The sequence below is a fragment of the Tritonibacter sp. SIMBA_163 genome (genome assembly GCF_046535935.1).
Taxonomy (GTDB): domain Bacteria; phylum Pseudomonadota; class Alphaproteobacteria; order Rhodobacterales; family Rhodobacteraceae; genus Epibacterium; species Epibacterium scottomollicae.
The window spans coordinates 31,974-50,044 of record NZ_JAWJBP010000010.1; the positions used below are offsets into that span (position 1 = coordinate 31,974).

General features: G+C 62.2%; 17 protein-coding genes. 5 read left to right on the forward strand and 12 right to left on the reverse strand.

Annotation, left to right across the window (positions count from 1 at the left end):
* Positions 1–15: 15 nt before the first annotated feature.
* Together panC and glpK are read left to right on the forward strand one after the other, a co-directional pair.
* A complete protein-coding gene (panC, locus tag R0J92_RS14650) occupies positions 16–858 on the forward strand; it encodes a pantoate--beta-alanine ligase (protein WP_411052179.1) in 843 nt (280 codons plus the stop codon).
* Positions 859–960: 102 nt separating this feature from the next.
* Positions 961–2,445, forward strand: coding sequence for a glycerol kinase GlpK (gene glpK, locus R0J92_RS14655; protein ID WP_411052180.1), 1,485 nt, complete (start codon positions 961–963; stop codon positions 2,443–2,445).
* Positions 2,446–2,496: 51 nt separating this feature from the next.
* Here the strand turns inward: glpK and R0J92_RS14660 are convergent, their stop codons facing one another.
* From R0J92_RS14660 to R0J92_RS14710, 11 genes are all read right to left on the reverse strand, one after another.
* Entirely contained in the window at positions 2,497–3,753 is a 1,257-nt protein-coding gene (locus R0J92_RS14660; RefSeq protein ID WP_411052181.1) for a flavin-dependent oxidoreductase, read from the reverse strand.
* 68 nt (positions 3,754–3,821) lie between these two features.
* Positions 3,822–4,376, reverse strand: a complete 555-nt coding sequence (gene idi, locus R0J92_RS14665; protein ID WP_317384991.1) for an isopentenyl-diphosphate Delta-isomerase — start codon at positions 4,374–4,376, stop codon at positions 3,822–3,824.
* A gap of 155 nt (positions 4,377–4,531) precedes the next feature.
* A complete protein-coding gene (locus R0J92_RS14670) occupies positions 4,532–4,981 on the reverse strand; it encodes a c-type cytochrome (RefSeq protein WP_411052182.1) in 450 nt (149 codons plus the stop codon).
* A 133-nt stretch (positions 4,982–5,114) separates the two neighbouring features.
* Complete coding sequence (locus tag R0J92_RS14675; RefSeq protein WP_411052183.1) at positions 5,115–6,134, reverse strand: P1 family peptidase; 1,020 nt, start codon at positions 6,132–6,134, stop codon at positions 5,115–5,117.
* A 99-nt stretch (positions 6,135–6,233) separates the two neighbouring features.
* Positions 6,234–6,980, reverse strand: a complete 747-nt coding sequence (locus R0J92_RS14680) for an SDR family oxidoreductase (RefSeq protein ID WP_411052184.1) — start codon at positions 6,978–6,980, stop codon at positions 6,234–6,236.
* A gap of 71 nt (positions 6,981–7,051) precedes the next feature.
* A complete protein-coding gene (gene arfB / locus R0J92_RS14685; RefSeq protein ID WP_106164456.1) occupies positions 7,052–7,471 on the reverse strand; it encodes an alternative ribosome rescue aminoacyl-tRNA hydrolase ArfB in 420 nt (139 codons plus the stop codon).
* A 330-nt stretch (positions 7,472–7,801) separates the two neighbouring features.
* Complete coding sequence (locus R0J92_RS14690; protein ID WP_106164375.1) at positions 7,802–8,434, reverse strand: queuosine precursor transporter; 633 nt, start codon at positions 8,432–8,434, stop codon at positions 7,802–7,804.
* Positions 8,435–8,567: 133 nt separating this feature from the next.
* Entirely contained in the window at positions 8,568–9,497 is a 930-nt protein-coding gene (locus tag R0J92_RS14695; RefSeq protein ID WP_411052185.1) for an esterase-like activity of phytase family protein, read from the reverse strand.
* On the reverse strand, positions 9,470–10,393 hold the full coding sequence (gene mepA / locus R0J92_RS14700) for a penicillin-insensitive murein endopeptidase (RefSeq protein WP_106164373.1): 924 nt from the start codon (positions 10,391–10,393) through the stop codon (positions 9,470–9,472). The genes R0J92_RS14695 and mepA overlap by 28 nt, the downstream gene beginning before the upstream one ends.
* Positions 10,390–11,775 carry an MFS transporter gene (locus tag R0J92_RS14705; RefSeq protein WP_411052186.1) on the reverse strand — a complete coding sequence of 462 codons (1,386 nt, stop codon included), beginning with the start codon at positions 11,773–11,775 and terminating at the stop codon, positions 10,390–10,392. The genes mepA and R0J92_RS14705 overlap by 4 nt, the downstream gene beginning before the upstream one ends.
* 43 nt (positions 11,776–11,818) lie before the next feature.
* Positions 11,819–12,397, reverse strand: coding sequence for an acyl-CoA thioesterase (locus R0J92_RS14710; RefSeq protein WP_411052187.1), 579 nt, complete (start codon positions 12,395–12,397; stop codon positions 11,819–11,821).
* Between the two features lie 133 nt (positions 12,398–12,530).
* On the opposite strand from R0J92_RS14710, the gene R0J92_RS14715 reads away from it, so the two are divergent.
* The 3 genes from R0J92_RS14715 (at position 12,531) to yaaA (ending at position 15,784) form a co-directional block, all read left to right on the forward strand.
* On the forward strand, positions 12,531–12,818 hold the full coding sequence (locus R0J92_RS14715) for a YggT family protein (RefSeq protein WP_106164370.1): 288 nt from the start codon (positions 12,531–12,533) through the stop codon (positions 12,816–12,818).
* 131 nt (positions 12,819–12,949) lie between these two features.
* On the forward strand, positions 12,950–14,989 hold the full coding sequence (gene recQ, locus R0J92_RS14720) for a DNA helicase RecQ (RefSeq protein WP_411052188.1): 2,040 nt from the start codon (positions 12,950–12,952) through the stop codon (positions 14,987–14,989).
* Between the two features lie 30 nt (positions 14,990–15,019).
* The gene (gene yaaA / locus R0J92_RS14725; RefSeq protein ID WP_411052189.1) at positions 15,020–15,784 is read left to right on the forward strand and encodes a peroxide stress protein YaaA; all 765 of its coding nucleotides are present in this window, start codon (positions 15,020–15,022) and stop codon (positions 15,782–15,784) included.
* Between the two features lie 3 nt (positions 15,785–15,787).
* On the opposite strand, the gene R0J92_RS14730 is transcribed toward yaaA, so the two are convergent.
* Positions 15,788–18,040, reverse strand: coding sequence for a response regulator (locus R0J92_RS14730; RefSeq protein WP_411052190.1), 2,253 nt, complete (start codon positions 18,038–18,040; stop codon positions 15,788–15,790).
* Positions 18,041–18,071 lie beyond the last annotated feature (31 nt).

Here is an 18,071-nt window from a genome sequence, read left to right on the forward strand (position 1 = left end):
AGGACCATGCCAAACATGACGACTCCGATTTTGCGCCGCCTTGAAGACCTGCGCGCGCTGCGCCGCGACTGGACCCAGAAGGGTGAGACACTCGCCCTCGTGCCGACCATGGGCGCATTGCACGCCGGTCACTTGTCGTTGGTGGAGGCTGCGAAGGCGGCGTGTGACCACGTTGTCGTGACCATTTTCGTGAACCCGAAGCAGTTCAACAGCCCCGAAGATCTGGCGAACTATCCGCGCACCGAACATGACGATGCCGAGAAGCTCGCCCCCTATGGTGCTGATGCGATCTATGTGCCCGATCCGGATCAGATTTATCCAGAGGGCTATGCGACCACGATCAGCCTCACTGGCGTCACCGACGTGATGGAGGGTCCCAATCGTCCGGGTCATTTTGAGGGCGTCGCGACCGTGGTGGCCAAGCTGTTTTTGCAGTCCGGCGCCGACAGGGCATTCTTTGGCGAAAAGGACTATCAGCAGTTGATGGTTGTCAAACGCATGGCGCGGGATCTGGATATTCCTATTGAGGTGATCGGGTGCCCCACTGTCCGTGAAGCCTCCGGTCTTGCCATGTCTTCGCGCAATATGCGGCTGTCGCCTGCGGCGGTGGCGGTAGCAGGTCAATTGAACCCCATGATGGAGGCCGCCGCCGAACGTTTGCGCGCCGGGGAGGTCTACGCCGCGCAAGAGGCCGACATGCGCCGCCAGCTGGCAGATCTGGGATTTTCTGAGGTGGAATACATCGACCTGCGCTGTGCCGAGACACTCTGCACGATGGAGCGCCTTGATCGCCCGGCGCGGATGTTCGTGGCGGCGTGGCTCGATGGGGTGCGCCTGATCGACAACATCGCTGTGTGAGCGCAATTCAGACTCTTGACCTACTAATTGATTAGTAGGGGCTGGTCGCGCTAACAATTTATGCCTAATCTCCGCCCCAAGAGATACTTTGGAGGGGACCTCATGACATTCATTCTTGCGATCGACCAGGGAACCACCTCGACGCGCGCGATCCTGTTCGATGCTGATATGCAGGTGGCCGCCGTGGCGCAGGAGGAGTTTCCCCAGCACTACCCGCAGGCGGGCTGGGTTGAGCATGACCCGGAGGACCTCTGGGCCACCACGCTCTCCACCTGCCGCAAGGTGCTTGAGCAAAAGGGTGTTTCCGCCTCCGACATTGCCGGGATCGGCATCACCAACCAGCGCGAAACCACGGTGGTCTGGGACAAGGCGACCGGGAAGGCGGTCCATAATGCGATCGTCTGGCAGGACCGGCGCACGGCAGAGACATGCGAAGCGCTCCGCGACGAGGGGCATGAGGATCTGGTGCGGGAAACCACCGGTCTGTTGCTGGATCCCTACTTCTCGGGCACCAAAGTAAAGTGGATCCTCGATACGGTCGAAGGCACCCGCGCCCGCGCCGAGGCGGGGGAACTGCTGTTCGGAACCGTCGACAGCTTCCTGATCTGGCGTCTGACCGGGGGGGGCTCGCACGTCACCGACGCCACCAACGCGGCCCGCACGCTGATGTATGACATCAAGGACGGCCAGTGGAGCGCGGAGATTTGCAAGATACTCGACGTTCCGATGGCCCTCCTGCCCGAGGTCAAAGACAGTGCTGCGGACTTCGGACACACCTCTGCAGAGCATCTGGGTGGCGCTATCCCGATCCTTGGGGTGGCCGGGGACCAACAGGCTGCCACCGTGGGCCAGACCTGTTTCAAACCGGGGATGATGAAATCCACCTATGGCACCGGGTGCTTTGCGCTCCTGAACACTGGCGACACGCCGGTGCTGTCGAAGAACCGCATGCTGACCACCATCGCCTATCAATTGGACGGCAAGCCGACATATGCGCTGGAAGGATCGATCTTCATCGCAGGTGCGGCGGTGCAATGGCTGCGCGATGGGCTGGGCATTATCGGCAAGGCGAGTGAGTCGGGCGTGCTGGCGGATAAGTCGGACCCGACGCAGGACGTGATCCTGGTGCCTGCCTTCACCGGTCTAGGCGCCCCCTATTGGGAACCCGAATGTCGTGGCGGCATGTTTGGGCTAACCCGCAATTCTGGGCCGGCAGAATTTGCTCGCGCGGCCCTGCAAAGCGTGGCCTATCAGACCCGTGATCTCTGGGAGGCGATGCGGGCCGATTGGCAGGGCGAAGCCAATGTCACCCTGCGCGTCGACGGCGGCATGAGCGCCAGCGACTGGGCGATGCAGAGCCTGTCGGACATTCTCGGCGCGGCTGTTGATCGTCCTGTGATGCAGGAGACCACGGCGCTGGGCGCTGCTTGGCTCGCCGGAATGAAGGCGGGTGTCTACCCGGATCAGGAAGGCTTTGCCGCAACCTGGGCGCTTGATCGCGAGTTCAAGCCGATGCTGGACACAGGCCGCCGCGAAGAGGCCTATGCCCGTTGGAAACGTGCCGTTCAGGCAGTGATCGGGGTCTAACCGAAACGAGTCTGATGATGGCAGGGCCCCGGCGCGTTCGGGGCCCTGCTGTCAGGTCAGTCGCGCACCGTCGGCAATGGTGCGCGGTCGCGCGTTGAGAGCCTCGATGGAAAAGCCGGAGATGGCTTTGTATTTCGCGGCATGCGCGGCCAGATCGGCCCGTGGGATAACGCTGTCGATGTTTTCAAACGCGCCGCCACACAGGGCCTCGACCTGCTGCAATACCGCATCCGGGCCGTTGCCAGAGCGATTCGCCATGCCGATCTTGGTGGCCGCCGGGCGCATCTCGGCCTCATAGGCGTGCAGCGCTTTGGGGGTCAGCCCCTGCGTCAGGACATGTGCCCCCATCACGCGAGCATCCAGAATCGCCTGGCTCGCCCCATTTGATCCCACCGGATAGGTTGGATGCGCGGCGTCTCCCATCAGGGTACGGCGGCCAAAGGTCCAGCGCGGCAGCGGATCGCGATCCACCATCGGGTATTCATAAACCGTCTCGGCGCCGCGGATCAGGGCGGGCACGTCGATCCAGTCGAACCGCCAGTCTGTAAACTCCGCCACGAAGCGTTCCACGTCCACGGCCCGGTTCCAGTCCTCGCGCTGGAAATCCTGATTGGGATCAAAGCGCTTTTCCGCAATCCAGTTGAGCGTGGCGAGGCCGTCTGCATCGGGGGCACAGATCGGGTAGGATACAAACCGCAGATCATCATGGCCGATCATCACCATTGCGCCCTCGCCCCGAAACAGCGGCGCGCGGGTGGTGGCACGCCACAGGATGCGCCCATCCCAAATCGGAGCGCCTTCATCGGGGTATTCAACTGCACGCAGGGCGGAGTGGATGCCGTCAGCGGCCACCACCAAGGCGCCCGAGGCATAGCGCCCGTCGGCAAGCTGCAATATCGCCTCCGTGCCTGTATCTGCCCAGCCCGCGGCGCGGGCGTTGGTCTCGATCACATCCGGTCCAGCCCGGTCAAGCAATGTCCGGTACAGCAGCATCTGCAGTTCGCCACGGTGCACGGAAAACTGTGGCCAAGCATAGCCCGCATCCATCCCGCGCGGCTCTTCCCAGATCGTGTTTCCCAGCTTGGAGAAGAAACCAAGGCTCTGCGTGCGCACGCCTATGGTATCCAGCTCGGCTTCCAGTCCCAGATCGAAGAGTTCGCGCACCGCATTGGGCTGGAGGTTGATGCCAACCCCCATGGGCTTGAGCTCCCGCGCGGCCTCGAAGACCTTAAACGGCACCCCGATCTGGTGAAGCGTCAACCCGAGGGTGAGCCCGGCGATACCGCCGCCTGCAATCAAAACTGTCATCTGTTCTGGTTCCTCCCGCGCGGCATAAGACCACGCGTTCAAAACAAAAGGCAAGCCGCAGACAGGCCTCAGATGCGTGAAGAGACGATCAGTTCCGGGCCGAAGATCACGTCGGCATACTCCGCAAGGTAGATCTTCAGCCATGGCGTGAAACGCTCTGGGTGGCGGCTGACCTCGGCCAGAAGATCATGATAGTCGACCCAGCGGGTCTCCATCACCTCTGCCGGGTTTGGCGCGAGGCCAAGCGGCGCCAGCATATGGGCCAGATAGACATCGACTACCTCATGCTCGATCAAACCGTCGCCCACGTCGGCACGATACTCCAGCGTGTGGCGGTATTCCGGGTGCAAGCCGGAGAGGCCGAGTTCCTCTTCCAGCCTGCGCACCGCGCAATGATCCGAGGCTTCGCGCCACATCGGATGGGTGCAGCAGGTGTTCGCCCAGAGGCCGGGTGTATGGTATTTGCCCATCGCCCGTCGCTGCATCAGGATCTCACGGCCCTGGACCACAAAGACGGAAACGGCCTTGTGCCGCAGGCCCTCCTGATGGGCGCGCAACTTGTCCACCGGGGTCAACGTATCATCGACCCAGGCGGGGATCAGATCGGGGCGGCGCTCTGGCATGGTGCTCCTGCGGATGAGCGGCCGGACGGGGCCGCGTGTGGAAAGCCGGTCATGTAGGGCAAGCCGTGACATATCTCAAGTGCGCGGGCGATGACGCAAGACGCTGCGGCCCGGAAGGCCGCGGCGTGTGTCGCAAGATTTCGCCAAGACAGACCTTAGTCGGTCGCGGTGGCCGCGTCGTCTGCTGCGGCCTCGGCTGGGCCAAACTGCGCCAGATAGGCGTAGACATCCTCGCCGCCTTTCTTCAGGCGAAAAGACATCTTGGATTTGGCGCCACTATCGTCAAGCTCTTCCTTGAGGAAGCCACGCGGGTCCTGGACGTAGGCCACGAATTTTGCCTCATCCCAGACCAGTCCGGCTTCACCTGCGGCTACGAGATCATCCCCGTAGCGGAAGTCCTCGACGGTGCCAGCTTGACGGCCAGCGATGCCCCAGAGGTTGGGGCCGGTTCTGCCGCCTCTGACGATGGTTTCATCCGTGTCAGAGACGATCTGGTGACAGGATTTGCACTTGTTGAAGGCTTTCTCGCCCTTCTCGGCGTCGCCTTCGGCAAGGGCTGGCATCGCGAGACAAACAAGCGCGGCGGTGGTTAGAATTCGTTTCATAAACTGGCTCCTATGAGTTCTAGTCGCTGGCGGCAGGTTCGGGGTGTTTCCGGTGTGAAGTCAACGCGACATAAGAGACATGTGGTCGCGCTGATCAGAAATCACTTTCAAATCATGCCAAAAGGCTTGCCGATCAGGCCTGCCAGCACGGCAGGATATCTCCATCGGCCGGACGCGCTTCGTAGACCGCACGGGCAATCGCACGGGCCAGGCACAGCGAGGCGGCGTGACAAAGGCCCAGCATGTCCTGCGTCGGATCCTCCAGAGGGCGGGACCCGGTTGCAGCTGCAAACACCAGATCGCCGTCATGTGGCCCATGTGAGGGTAGGATGGCGCGGGCCATTCCGTCGTGCGCGGTGGTTGCCATGCGCTGGGCCTCGGCCTTGGTCAGTGTGGCGTCTGTCGCGACGATGGCAATGGTGGTGTTTGAGCCGTTTGAGGACACTGGTGCACCGGCCAGCGCAGCCATGGCTTCCATCTTGCGGCTGTGCAAACTACGCCCGAGCCCCGCTGCCGGGTCGGGGCCAAGGCCGCCAAACTCCTCGTCGATCTCGAACGGTGCGGCCCAGAAATGCCGTTCGCCCGGTGTGGTGACCGATCCGATCGGGTTTGCGACCACCAGCGCGCCGACGGTGTGGCCGCTGTCGAGCACCAGCGAGGATGAGCCAAGCCCGCCCTTTTGCATCCCGGTGAGCGCGCCAGTCCCGGCACCACTGGTGCCGAGCGCAAAATCCGCGCTTGCGTTTTGCAGCGCAGCGCGGCCCAGAGCGGGGTAGGGGTTTTGGTCCCAATCCTTCTCTCCGCCATTCAGCAGGTCGAAGATAATGGCACCGGGGACGATCGGAACCAGCGCGGGACCAAGGCGAAAGCCGCGCCCCATGGCCCGCAGTCCGTCCACAACACCGGAACAGGCATCGAGCCCATAAGCAGAGCCGCCAGATAGAACCAGAGCGTCCACCGCCTGTACCGTTTTGTCGGGGGCGAGCAGATCGGTCTCTCGGGTGCCCGGCGCGCCCCCCATGATATGCACGGCAGCGGTAAAGGGCTGATCTGCGGTCAGCACCGTGGTGCCGGACTTCAACGCCGTGTCGGATGCATTGCCGACCTTGAGGCCGGCGACATCGGTGATCAGGTTGCGGGGGCCGGGTTTCATTTTCTCTGATCCTTGCGGGAGGGAGGGGTGCGAAGCGGAGCGCCCGTGCCGGGCGCGCAGGGTCAGCGCTGACGCGCCGTTTGGTGGGGGAGGACTGCTTCAGATACACCTGCCGCCGTCCACCTCCATGCAGACGCCGGTGACCATGCTCGCCTCGTCCGAACAGAGGTAGAGCGCCGCGTTGCCCATGTCCTGTGGCGTGGAGAAGCGACCCAGCGGAATGGTGGAGAGGAATTTTGCCCGCACCTCCGGCGTGTCCTCTCCCATGAAGGACTTCAACAGAGGCGTTTCGCCCGCCACCGGATTGATAGCATTCACGCGCACGCCGGAGGGGGCCAGTTCGACCGCCATGGTGCGGGTCGCCGTGATCATCCAGCCCTTGGAGGCATTATACCAATTGAGGTTGGGACGCGGTGACACGCCCGCGGTGGAGGCAACATTGAGGATTGCGCCGCTGCCCTGCGCTTTCATATGCGGCACCAGCGCCTGCGCGGTCAGGTAGACGGATTTCATGTTCACGTTGACCACCCGGTCGAACTCTTCCTCGGAGACGTCCTCCAGGGGCGTCGGAAGATGGGTGACACCGGCGTTGTTCACCAGGATATCGACCTGGCCAAAGGCCTGTCGCGCGGCCTCGCTCATGGCGTTCACCGAGGCACGGTCGCCAACGTCTACGCGCTGAGCGATGGCTTTGTCTCCGCAGCGGTGGGCCAGATCAGCGGCAGCATCTCCGTTGATATCTGCGATCATCACCCGCGCACCTTCGCGCAGGAATGCCTCTACGATGCCCTGTCCAAACCCGGAAGCGCCGCCGGTTACGATGGCGGTCTTGTCCTTGAGACGCATGAATAATCCTCCCTCAAATCGCTTGTTTCGGGCAGGATGGCGCGCAGTGATCAGAAGGGCAATCGTGTAATTCAGTCGCCGTCGACACGCCCGCGCATGTTCTTGACTTCGGCGCGGGTTTTCTTGGCCTTGAGACGCCGTTCCACGCTGCCGCGGGTCGGCTTGGTGGCGATGCGCCGCTTGGGCTTGACCAATGCGCGGCGGATCAGCTCGGCCAGACGCTCGCGTATGATCTCGCGGTTGCGGGCTTGTGAGCGGGTCTCGTCACACTGCATCACCAGTGCGCCGTCGTTGGTCCAACGGCGTCCGGCAATACGACGCAGACGTGTCTTGACCGGTCCCGGCAGATGCGGCGAACGCTCTGCCTCGAAACGGAGCTCCACGGCAGAGGACACCTTGTTCACGTTCTGCCCACCGGGGCCGGAGGCACGCATGAAGCTTTCGGTCAGCTCCCAGTCCTGCAGGGTTATGTCATCACTGATACGCAGCATGGTGCGGACCATAGAACGTTGATGCCAAAGGGCAAATGAAAAACCAACGAGAGCATGTGCGAAGGTGGAACATACAGGGCGGAATATAAAAAGGGCCGCCCCGAGGGGAGCGGCCCTTCCGAAAGTTTGAGAGCAAAGGCAGGTTAGGGTGCAATACCCAGCCGGTCGGCCACTGCCAAAGAGGGCTGCCTCAGAGGCGGGCCGCTCCGGTTGTTGCTACGCCTTGCTCCAACACCTTTTCTGACACTGGATCACCTCCTATTCTCTCTGTTTCCGTTGATTTCAGACTGGCACGGAATTCGAGGATCTCCAAATGAAATTCTCGCGAAATCAGGCGTTCGCGGGTCGCGCGCTTGTGAGGCGCGCAACAATCAGGCGGAACGGAACCAGCGCGAGCAGAGCCAGAGACAGTTTCACCAGCCAGTCAGCGACCGCCAACGAGACCCAGAGCGGGCTGATCGGGCCGACGCCCAGCAGCGGCAACATCTCACCGGCCCAGGATACGTCGTTTGCAGGTTCGATAAAGCTCAGCGCGCCGGAGAAGGCCACGGTGAAGAAGATCGCCGTGTCGAGCGACGATCCGATCAGCGTCGAGGCCAGCGGCGCACGCCACCATTTGCCGCCACGCAGGCGGGCAAAGATTGCGACATCCGACAGCTGCGCCAGCAGGAAGGCAAGGCCGGAGGCAAGCGCAATACGCAGGGTCACCAGCGGGCCAAATTCGCCCATGATCTGCGTGCCGATGAGGGAGCAGATGACACCGACGACAAAGCCGGCCAGGACCACTTTGCGGGCAGGGCCGACGCCATAGACGCGGTTGGTGACATCGGTGACAAGGAAGGCCACCGGATAGGTGAACGCGCCCCAGGTCAGCCAGTTGCCGAACAGGAATTGTACGAGAATGTTTGAGGCCACCACGACGGCAGCCATGGCAAGAATGCCAGGTAGATAAGTGCGGGTCATGTTTTCATACCGTTTTTTAGACAAGGTCGCGGAGACTTGTGCACCCCGTCCGGTCAGGACACCGGGCGCGAAGGATCGCCTCAGTTATTCGGGTCAGGCTGGAATGGCAAGTGATTCCCCGATTCGTGATCGCTCAGAGCGGGTCGGGCAGCCGGTACTCGACAATCTCGGTGCGCTGGACCCAGAAGAAATTATCGTCCGAGATCATGGTGGCCCGAAGCGCCCCGCTGCCGTCTCGCCAGATGCTGAGGCCTTCGAGGTTGTCATGCTCTGCCAGCGGCGTATTGAGCAGCACATCTCCACCCGAAAGGCCTGTACTGGTTACGGTGAACCGGCGCAGGCGGCTGCGAAATCCGATGGTGACAAACTTTCGCTCAAGCACATAGAGCGTCCCGTCCGGCCCGAAATCTGCGCCAACAGGCAGAAACCCGTCCCGCTCCGGATAGGCGCCAAGGCCGTGCCAGCCGGTGTCGCGGGACCAGGTCCAGACGCGGGCAACCTGTGGCTGACGCGAGGGTGCTTCGGAAATCATCAACAGTTGCCCAGCGGCGTCGCGGGCGAGACTCTCGAACGAGGCATTGAAGCGGAAGGTGGAGAATGCCTCTGGTGAGGGCAGTGCGCGGGGGCCTTCGGGGGTGTACTCCAGAACCCGATGCGGGCTTTCGAAGGAGACGTAGAAATGCCCGTCGCCAGCCAACGCCAGCCCTTCGCTGTCCTCGGCACCTTCTTTGACGGGGGTGCCGTCTGCATCCAGCAGCCGCGACTCCCGCAGCATACGAACCGAGGTGATGTTGCCTGCTTTCCGGACCAGCGTGCCTTCGACGATATGGGAACGATCAGTGATCGCAACAAATTGCGTACCGTCGCTGTTCAGTTCAAGCCCGGACAGGCCACCAAACCAATCAGCCTCTGAAGACCAGCGGAAACTGGCAATGTGCCGGGCACTGTTGCTGTCGGTTTGCGTCGCCTTCCAGACCGCAGAGGCCGCCCAGGCTGCCGCGCAGAGCGTGACGACCAAGGCGGCAGAGAGCGTGATCAGTCGGAAGAGAGAACGGCGGCGCATTGCTGGGGAAGATCCGAAAGGGTGTAGTCCCTGCGCGGTTTAGGCTTTGGCGCGTTCGGGTCAACCGGTTTTGGCGGCGGCGGGTTGATGATGTTGGACACCCATTCACGGGCATCATCACAGCCATCGCCGCGTGGTGGCGGATCCTGCTCGACACAGCCTCGGGCGCCGCGCGGGCAATTCAGCCTGACGTGGAAATGGTAGTGGTGCCCCCACCAGGGGCGGATCTTGCGCAGCCAGCTGCGATCACCGGTGGCTGTATCGCACATCTTCACCTTGGCGCCGGGAAAGACAAATATGCGTGCAACACGCGGATCGGAGGCGGCAGCCTTCAAAATAGCCTGATGCTGCGGGCTCCAGTTGTCGTTGACATAGGCGCCGCTGGCCCGCCGCAGCGAGATTGAGGAGATGTTCTCACGCGCATCGCGGCTCAGGTCGAGACGGTTCGGCGGCAGCATCCAGATGTCGGCATCCAGCCCGATCTGGTGACTGCGGTGGCCCGACAGCATCGGCCCGCCACGCGGCTGGCTGATGTCGCCCACATAAAGGCCCTGCCAACCGGGCTGACGTGCGGCCACGCGGCTCAGGTCCTGAATGAAGTCAATCGTTTCGGGATGGCCCCAGTTGCGGTTGCGGCTCAGGCGCATCGCCTGCCAGGTGGGTCCGGTTTCCGGCAGCTGCGCCGCGCCTGCAACACAGCCCTTGGCGTAGGAGCCGAGAGGCGCCGGGCGCTGGGCTGAGCTATTGCGCTTGGCACCAAACAGCTGTTTCGCGGGCACTGTGGAATTCACGGCCTTGTTCGCAAATGCCGTTGCGGATGCGCGCGGACTGTCCTGTGCCGGGGCACAGGCGGCCAGAAACAGCGCCGCTAGGGTGACGTGTCGAATAAACCTCAAACCTGATCTCCTTCACCATCCACCCGCATCAATAAGAGCAGACCAAGGGCAAAGAGCGCAATCACCGGTGTAATTCCGAGGCGCGCACTGCCTGTCATTGTTGTCATCAGGCCGATCAATGCGGGTGCAAGAAAGGCCGTCGCTCGTCCAGAAAGGCCATACAAACCAAAGGCTTCGGTTGCGGTTTCCGGGGTTGTATGACGCACCATAAGGGTGCGGCTGGTGGCTTGCAATATTCCGCCGAAGCCGCCGATCAGCACGCCGCAGGCAAAGAACACCTGATCCGGAAGCGCTGTCCCATCCGCCAGCGGGATGCCAAAAAGATGCGTGCGGGACATGTTGACGACGATCAGGCAAACCAGGCTCAGCACCAGTATGGCGCTGATGATGACGGGTTTCGGCCCGAGTTGCTTGTCCGCAAACCCGCCACCCCAGCTGAACAGCGCAGCGGAAACGGCGGCAATGATGCCGAAGATGCCGATCTGGGTGATCGACCAATCGAGCACCAGCCCCGCATAGACGCCGCCAAAGCCATAAAGCCCGTTCAGCGCGTCACGATAGAGCATGGAAGACACCAGATAGCTGGTCAGGCTGCGGCGCTGCCCCAACCCTTTGACGGAAGCGACCACCATGGACACTGCGCGTGTCAGACTGGCCGTGCCCAGACGCGGTCCACGCGGGTCGCGCACCCAAGCGAAATAGGGGATCATGAACACCGCAAACCACAGCGCCACAAAGGGGCCGACGGCCCGGGTGCCCTCTCTGGCGCTGGCGTCCAGCCCGAGCGCGGGATCAAGGCCGATCAGCGTCTTGCCGCTGTCCTGCTCGACAAACAACAGCAGCATGATGAAAAGGGCCACCACCCCGCCGAGATAGCCAAAGGCAAAGCCGGAACCGGAAAGCTGCCCGACCTCCTCCTTGGAGCCCAGCGAGGGCAGCTGCGCGTTGACGAAGATCAGCGCAAACTCCGCGCCGATGAAGCCGATGCCGAAACTGATCAGCATCCACCACAGGTTGCTGCCCGCGGGGTCCATGAACCACAGGCCGGCTGAGCCGACGACATAGGCGACGGAAAAGCCGATGATCCACGGCATCTTGCGCCCGGCAATGTCGGCCAGCGCCCCGAGGAAAGGAGCCGAAAGCCCGATGATCAGCCCGGTGATGGTCAGGCAGAGCGACCAGCTCGATTGGGCCTGCGCCCGCGCCGCCTCGTCATTCAGGCCGGTGGCGAGGAAATACTCCGTCGCGGTGGCGGCAAAGAAGGGGCCAAAGATAAAGGTCACCAGCAGGGTGTGATAGGGCTGGCTGGCCCAGTCAAAGAACCACCACCCCCAGATGCGTTTGCGCAGGGGGATGCCCTGCGCCACTGAAACCTCTGCCATCACTGCCCCCGACGTGCCTTGTTCGGGCAAGGTATGGCAGGGGTCAGGAGGCGCTGGCAAGCCTCACGTGGTCCGGGTCGGCCTCGGTGTCGCTCATCGGCGGCCAGGGGCGCTTGTCTTCTGCCGCACACCAGGCCAGCACCCAGTCGGGCAGGGGCGGGCTGTCGATATCCAACCCCCAGGCCTTGATCACCCGCGCGGGGGCCACGATACCGTTCTTGTCCGTCACCACCGTGCGCAACAGCGCATGGTTGGCGCAGTCGCCGTTGGCCTTCCACATGCCCTGTTCCACATAAATGAACCGGTCGTCCCAGCCGATTGCCCGACTTTTCATCTCAAAACGTTCAAAGGCCTTGATGCGGCGGCGATACCTGATCGACGTACCGGCCACAGCCACTGCCCAGCCTTCGCGCTTCAGCACCCCGGCCAGCCCGCTGCGCAAGGTCAGCATGGTGCGCCCGAGATCGTAGAGCGTCAGCGTGCGGCCGTTGTTCAGCTCCATCCAGATGTCGATGTCCCAGGGCCAGCAATGGTGGCGCGACACATGGGTGTCGAGCGGCGCAAGGCGCGGTTGGCGGCTGGCAAGAACAGCGTCTTTCAGCAGGCGGACAATCGGGTACATCTGAACACTCCGGTTTACTTGTTCCCTAGATGCCACCCGTTCACTTCACGTCAACCAGGGACCTTGCGGAAGGGTTGCGAAATCGGCATGTCCCGCCTACCTGTGATGCAGAGCGAAAGAGGAAATTTCAAAGATGCAGTCGCTGTTTCAAATTCTGATGCTGGTTCTGGACATTGTCTGGTTCTTCATCATTGCCCACGTGATCATGAGCTGGCTGATCAATTTCCAGGTTCTGAACCTGAACCAGCAGTTCGTTGCGCAGATCTGGTATGGTCTCAACCGTATTCTTGAGCCGATTTATGCGCCCGTGCGCCGTGTTCTGCCTAACATGCAGGGTATTGATCTAGCGCCGTTGGTGGTTCTGGTCGCGGTCTACGCTCTGCGCATCATTCTCGTGAACAACGCGAGCGTTTTCTACTAATCGGATCTGGTGCAGGGCGATGTAAGGCGCGTCAATTGAACGCCATCCCGCCCTGCACCTCTTGCCCCCCGATTCCACCTGTGGGATTGTGCCGCGCATAGCATGAGCAGACCAACCCACAGGCCCCTCACATGAGCGACGCAATCCCCCTGTTGCGCGATATCTTTGGATTCGACGGCTTTCGCCCCGGACAGGAAGAGATCGTCGATGCCGTGACCGCGGGCGAAAACGTACTGGCGATCATGCCCACCGGGGGCGGCAAATCCCTGTGTTTCCAGCTGCCTGCGCTGCGGCGCGATGGGATCACCGTAGTGATCTCGCCGCTAATCGCCCTGATGCGCGATCAGGTCCGCGCCCTGCAGGAGGCCGGCGTCTGCGCGGGCGCGCTCACCTCCGGCAACACGGAAGAAGAGACCGAGGCGGTCTGGAATGCCATCGAGGCGGGCGAGCTGAAGCTGCTTTATATGGCCCCCGAACGTCTGGCGGCGGGCAGCGCCATGGGCATGCTGCGCCGCATCGGCGTGTCGCTGATCGCGGTGGACGAGGCCCATTGCGTCAGCCAGTGGGGCCATGATTTCCGCCCAGACTATCTGCGCATCGGAGAGCTGCGTCGGGCGCTGGATGTGCCGCTGGCGGCCTTTACCGCAACAGCGGATCAGGAAACTCAAGCAGAAATCGTCCAGAAACTGTTCGACGGTGAGGCGCCGCGCGCCTTTTTGCGTGGCTTTGATCGACCCAACATTCACCTCGCCTTTGCCGCCAAAGACAGCCCGCGCAAACAGATCCTTGAGTTTGCCGATGCACGGCGCGGCCAGTCCGGCATCGTCTATTGTGGCACCCGTGCCAAGACCGAGGACATCGCCCGCGCGCTGGAGGCATCGGGCCATGTGGCCTGCCACTATCACGGCGGCATGGAGGCCGAGGATCGGCGCATCGTCGAAACCCGTTTTGCCCGCGAGGATGGTCTGATCGTGGTGGCCACGGTGGCCTTTGGCATGGGTATCGACAAGCCTGATATCCGCTGGGTGGCCCATGCGGATCTGCCCAAAAGCATCGAGGCTTATTATCAGGAGATCGGCCGTGCCGGTCGCGATGGCGCCCCGGCGGAGACGATGACGCTGTTCGGCCCCGAGGACATTCGCCTGCGCCGCACCCAGATCGACGAAGGGCTCGCCCCGTCCGAGCGTCGTGGCGCTGACCACGCGCGGCTCAATGCGCTGCTGGGTCTGGCCGAGGCGATGATCTGCCGCCGCCAGACGCTGCTGGGCTATTTCGGCGAAGACGCGCAGCCCTGCGGCAATTGCGATCTCTGCGACACGCCGGTGGCGACCTTTGATGGCACCACTTCGGTGAGGAAGGCGCTGTCGGCGATCCTACGCACCGAGGAGACCTATGGCGCGGGGCATCTGATCGACATCCTGATCGGCAACGCCAATGACCGGGTGCGGCAGAAGCGCCATGACGACCTGTCGGTTTTCGGCTGCGGAAAGGATCACTCGAAACCGGAATGGCAGGCGATCTTTCGTCAGATGATGGGCCGCGACCTGGTACGGCCCGACCCGGAACGCCACGGTGCGCTGCGGATGACCGAACCGGCGCTGCCGATCCTGCGGGGCGAGGCGGAGATCACACTGCGCAAGGACACCGTGAAATCCGCCACCCGCCGTCCGGCAGTGAAGGCGCTGGTCTCGGATGAAGACGCGCCGCTGCTCTCTGCTCTGAAGGCAAAGCGCCGCGCCCTGGCCGAGGCGCAAAAAGTCCCGGCCTATGTGATCTTCCCCGACCGCACCCTGATCGAGATGGCCGAGAAGCGTCCGCAGACCCTGGACGAGATGGCGCGGATCAGCGGTGTCGGCGCAAAGAAGCTGGAGCGCTATGGCGATGCCTTCCTCACTGTGATCACCGGCGAGGCAGAGGCGCTGCACCCGGCGCGGCGTAAGCTGGCCGGGCGCGAACAGGGCTCGATCTACGACACGCTGCTGGAAGTGCAGGCGCGGTTGCAACGGGGCGAGTGCGGCACCCAGAAGCCGCTGACCTGTTCGGCCTCGCAGCTGGCGAAAGTGGCGCAGATGCGCAGTGATGATGAAACGGGTCTTGAACGTCTGCTGGGGGAGCGCCGCGCGGAACGTTTCGCCATGGCGTTTCTGGACGTCTTGCGCGGCGCGGGCTAAGTCGGTGCCCAGAACCAACGGAGGCAGTGAATGCTTGTAGTGACATCCCCCGCCAAGAAACTCGACTGGTCCGACCGCGATGTGGATATGACCTATCCGGCGCTGCAGGGCGATGCCATCGCGCTGGCCGAAGAGGCACGCAAGCTGTCGGTGGGCGATCTGATGAAGCTGATGCATATCAGCGAGGATCTGGCCAAGCTAAACCACGACCGCTTTCGCGCGTTTGAAGATGACCCCAAATTTGAGGACCTGCGCCCTGCTGCGCTGGCCTTTGCCGGCGACACCTATCAAGGGCTTGATGCGGCCTCGCTGGACGCGGAGGAAATGGCCTGGGCGCAGGATCATTTCCGTATTCTTTCAGGCCTTTATGGGCTCCTGCGGCCGCTAGACGGGATGCAGCCCTACCGGCTGGAGATGGGCTCGCGGCTGAAGACGGCCAAGGGCAAGAACCTCTACGAGTACTGGGGTAGCACCATTGCCGAAGCGCTGAATGCGCAAGCCGGGGCCGTGGGCGGCGATCTGCTGGTGAACTGTGCCAGCCAGGAGTATTTCGGCGCCGTGGATCTGCAGGCGCTGAAGCTGCGCGTCGTGACGCCGGTGTTTATGGAAGATAAGCCGGGCGGGCCCAAGGTTGTGAGTTTCTATGCCAAGAAGGCCCGTGGCGCGATGGCTCGCTTCATCATCCAGCATCGGTTGACCGACGCCGAAGCGATCCGTGATTTCGACAGCGGTGGCTATGCGTATCAGTCCGAATTGTCGGAGACCGATAAGCCGGTGTTTCTGCGCAAGGGCTGACCCCTAGCCGGTGGCGCGCAGCCGGCCCGCCTCGTCGGTCAGCGGCGCCACATCATCAGGCTTGTTGTCCATGATACGCTCGTGGATCAGGGCCTTGCGGAGCGGTTTGGTCAAATAATCGTCGAGGCCAGCCGCCAGAATACCCTCGGAGTCACCGTCCATGGCATGGGCGGTGAGCGCCACGATCTTGATCCGACGCTCTGACTCCTGCTCCAGTCCCCGAATCGTGCGGGTGGCTTCCTTGCCGTCCATTTTTGGCATCGAGATGTCCATGAAGATCATGTCGGGCTTGAAGTTCTGGTAGAGTTCCACCGCTTCCTGCCCATTGCCGGCAAACTGCAGATCGATGTTCAGGTCTTTCACCATCTTGCGGAACACAAGTTGGTTGGTGCGGTTGTCTTCTGCCGCCAGAATTCGCATTGGCCGTTGATCTGATTGACCTGCCGGCTTTGGCGTCTCTTGGGGGGCAGACCCGGTCGATGTCGGGGGTGTCGTGTCCGTTGGGGCAGGGGATGTTTCAACGTCCATGGTCGATGTGTTGAGACCCGCCAGCGCCGTAAAGAGGGCGCCGCGTGGTAGCGGTTTTTGCAAGACACCGGAAAAGATCTCGCGGATCGCGGGATCGCGACTGTCGGCGGGGTCGGATGACAGCAACAGCACCGGCATATTCCGCTGCGCGTGCCGCAGGCTGCGTGCCAGCTTCAGCCCATCCATGCCGGGCAGGTTGCGATCAGTGATCACCAGATCGACCTCGTCGGAGACCTTCTCCAGCGCCTCGGCGCCGTTGTTGACCGCAAGCACCTTGAGCCCAAGGCGTTGCAGCTGGCGGTTGAGGATCTCGCGATTGACCTCCATGTCGTCCACGATCATCACGCAGTTCAGGTTCTCCGGCAGCTCCGGCGCATTGATCTGGCTGCCGTTTGATACCACGAGCGGCAGGCGGAACCCAAAGCACGACCCTTGGCCAAGCTCACTCTCGACCCATATTTCGCCATCCATCATCTTGATCAGCCGTTCGGTGATCGCAAGGCCAAGACCGGTGCCCTCGAACTGGCGATTGGCTTCATCCTCGACCTGATTGAACTCGCCAAAGATGTGCTGGATTTTTTCCTCGGGTATACCGATGCCGGTGTCCTCGATCGCGATATGCAGCATCACGGTGTTGTCTTCGGGATGGGGCACCCCGGTGACCCGTGTGGTCACATGGCCGGTGTTGGTGAATTTCACCGCATTCCCGATGAGGTTGGTCAGGATCTGACGAATGCGACCCGGGTCGCCGATGAAGCTGGTCGGCATGAACAGATCGTAATCCACCAGCAATGTCAGACCCTTGTCGCGGGCATTGGCCTGAAGCAGCATGACTACCTCATGCATGCAGGCCTCCAGATCGAAGGGTTCGGGATGCAGGACCAGCTTTTCCGCCTCGATCTTGGAATAGTCGAGCACGTCATTGATGATCACCAAGAGCGCGTCGCCGGAATTCTTGATGGTGTTTGCGTATAGGCGCTGTTCTTCGCTGAGGCTGGTATCGTTCAGCAGCTCGGCCATGCCCACGACACCGTTCATCGGCGTGCGGATCTCATGGCTCATGTTGGCGAGGAAAGCGGATTTGGCTCGGTTGGCGGCCTCGGCGCGTTCGCGGGCCGTGCGCAGCTCTTCCTCGTAATGCACGGTCGCGGTGATATCGAGTGCAAGACTGACGATATCGCCATCATGGCCGCGTTGGTCGATCAGCTTCAGGTAGCGGTCATTCCACAGGCGGATCACCGTGGGTTCCGGCGCGGGCGACATCCAGCGTTCGGTCATCGTCGCGCGCCAGGCATCCGCCGATAGTTCCTCGGTATCGATCAGCCCCTCATCCGTCAGGATCTGCAGAATGCGCACATAGGAAACGCCGGGCGAGACCTCCTCGACCCCTTCAAAGATGTTGAGGTAGGCGGTGTTGGCGCCGATCAGCTTGCTGTTGTTGTCGAAAAACGCAAACCCGTCCTGAAAGGCTTGAATGGAATGCCACAGGCGTCGTTCGGCCTGTTCAACCTTCTCATTGGCCGTGTTGAGATCGCTTTTGACCTTTTCGTTTTCGTTGCGAAAGGTCGCGATCTCTGCCTGCGTTGCACCGATGCGTTTGGTCAAGGCCAGCGCATGCCGACCGAGCTTGCGGTTGGCGTCCGTCAATTCCGCTTGTTTCAGCTCCAGTAGTCGCTCTGCCGCCAGACGGGCTCTGCGTTCCTGGGCCAATTTATCAGCAAGCGACATATGCGCCAACTCCAACACTACTCATTTCCAA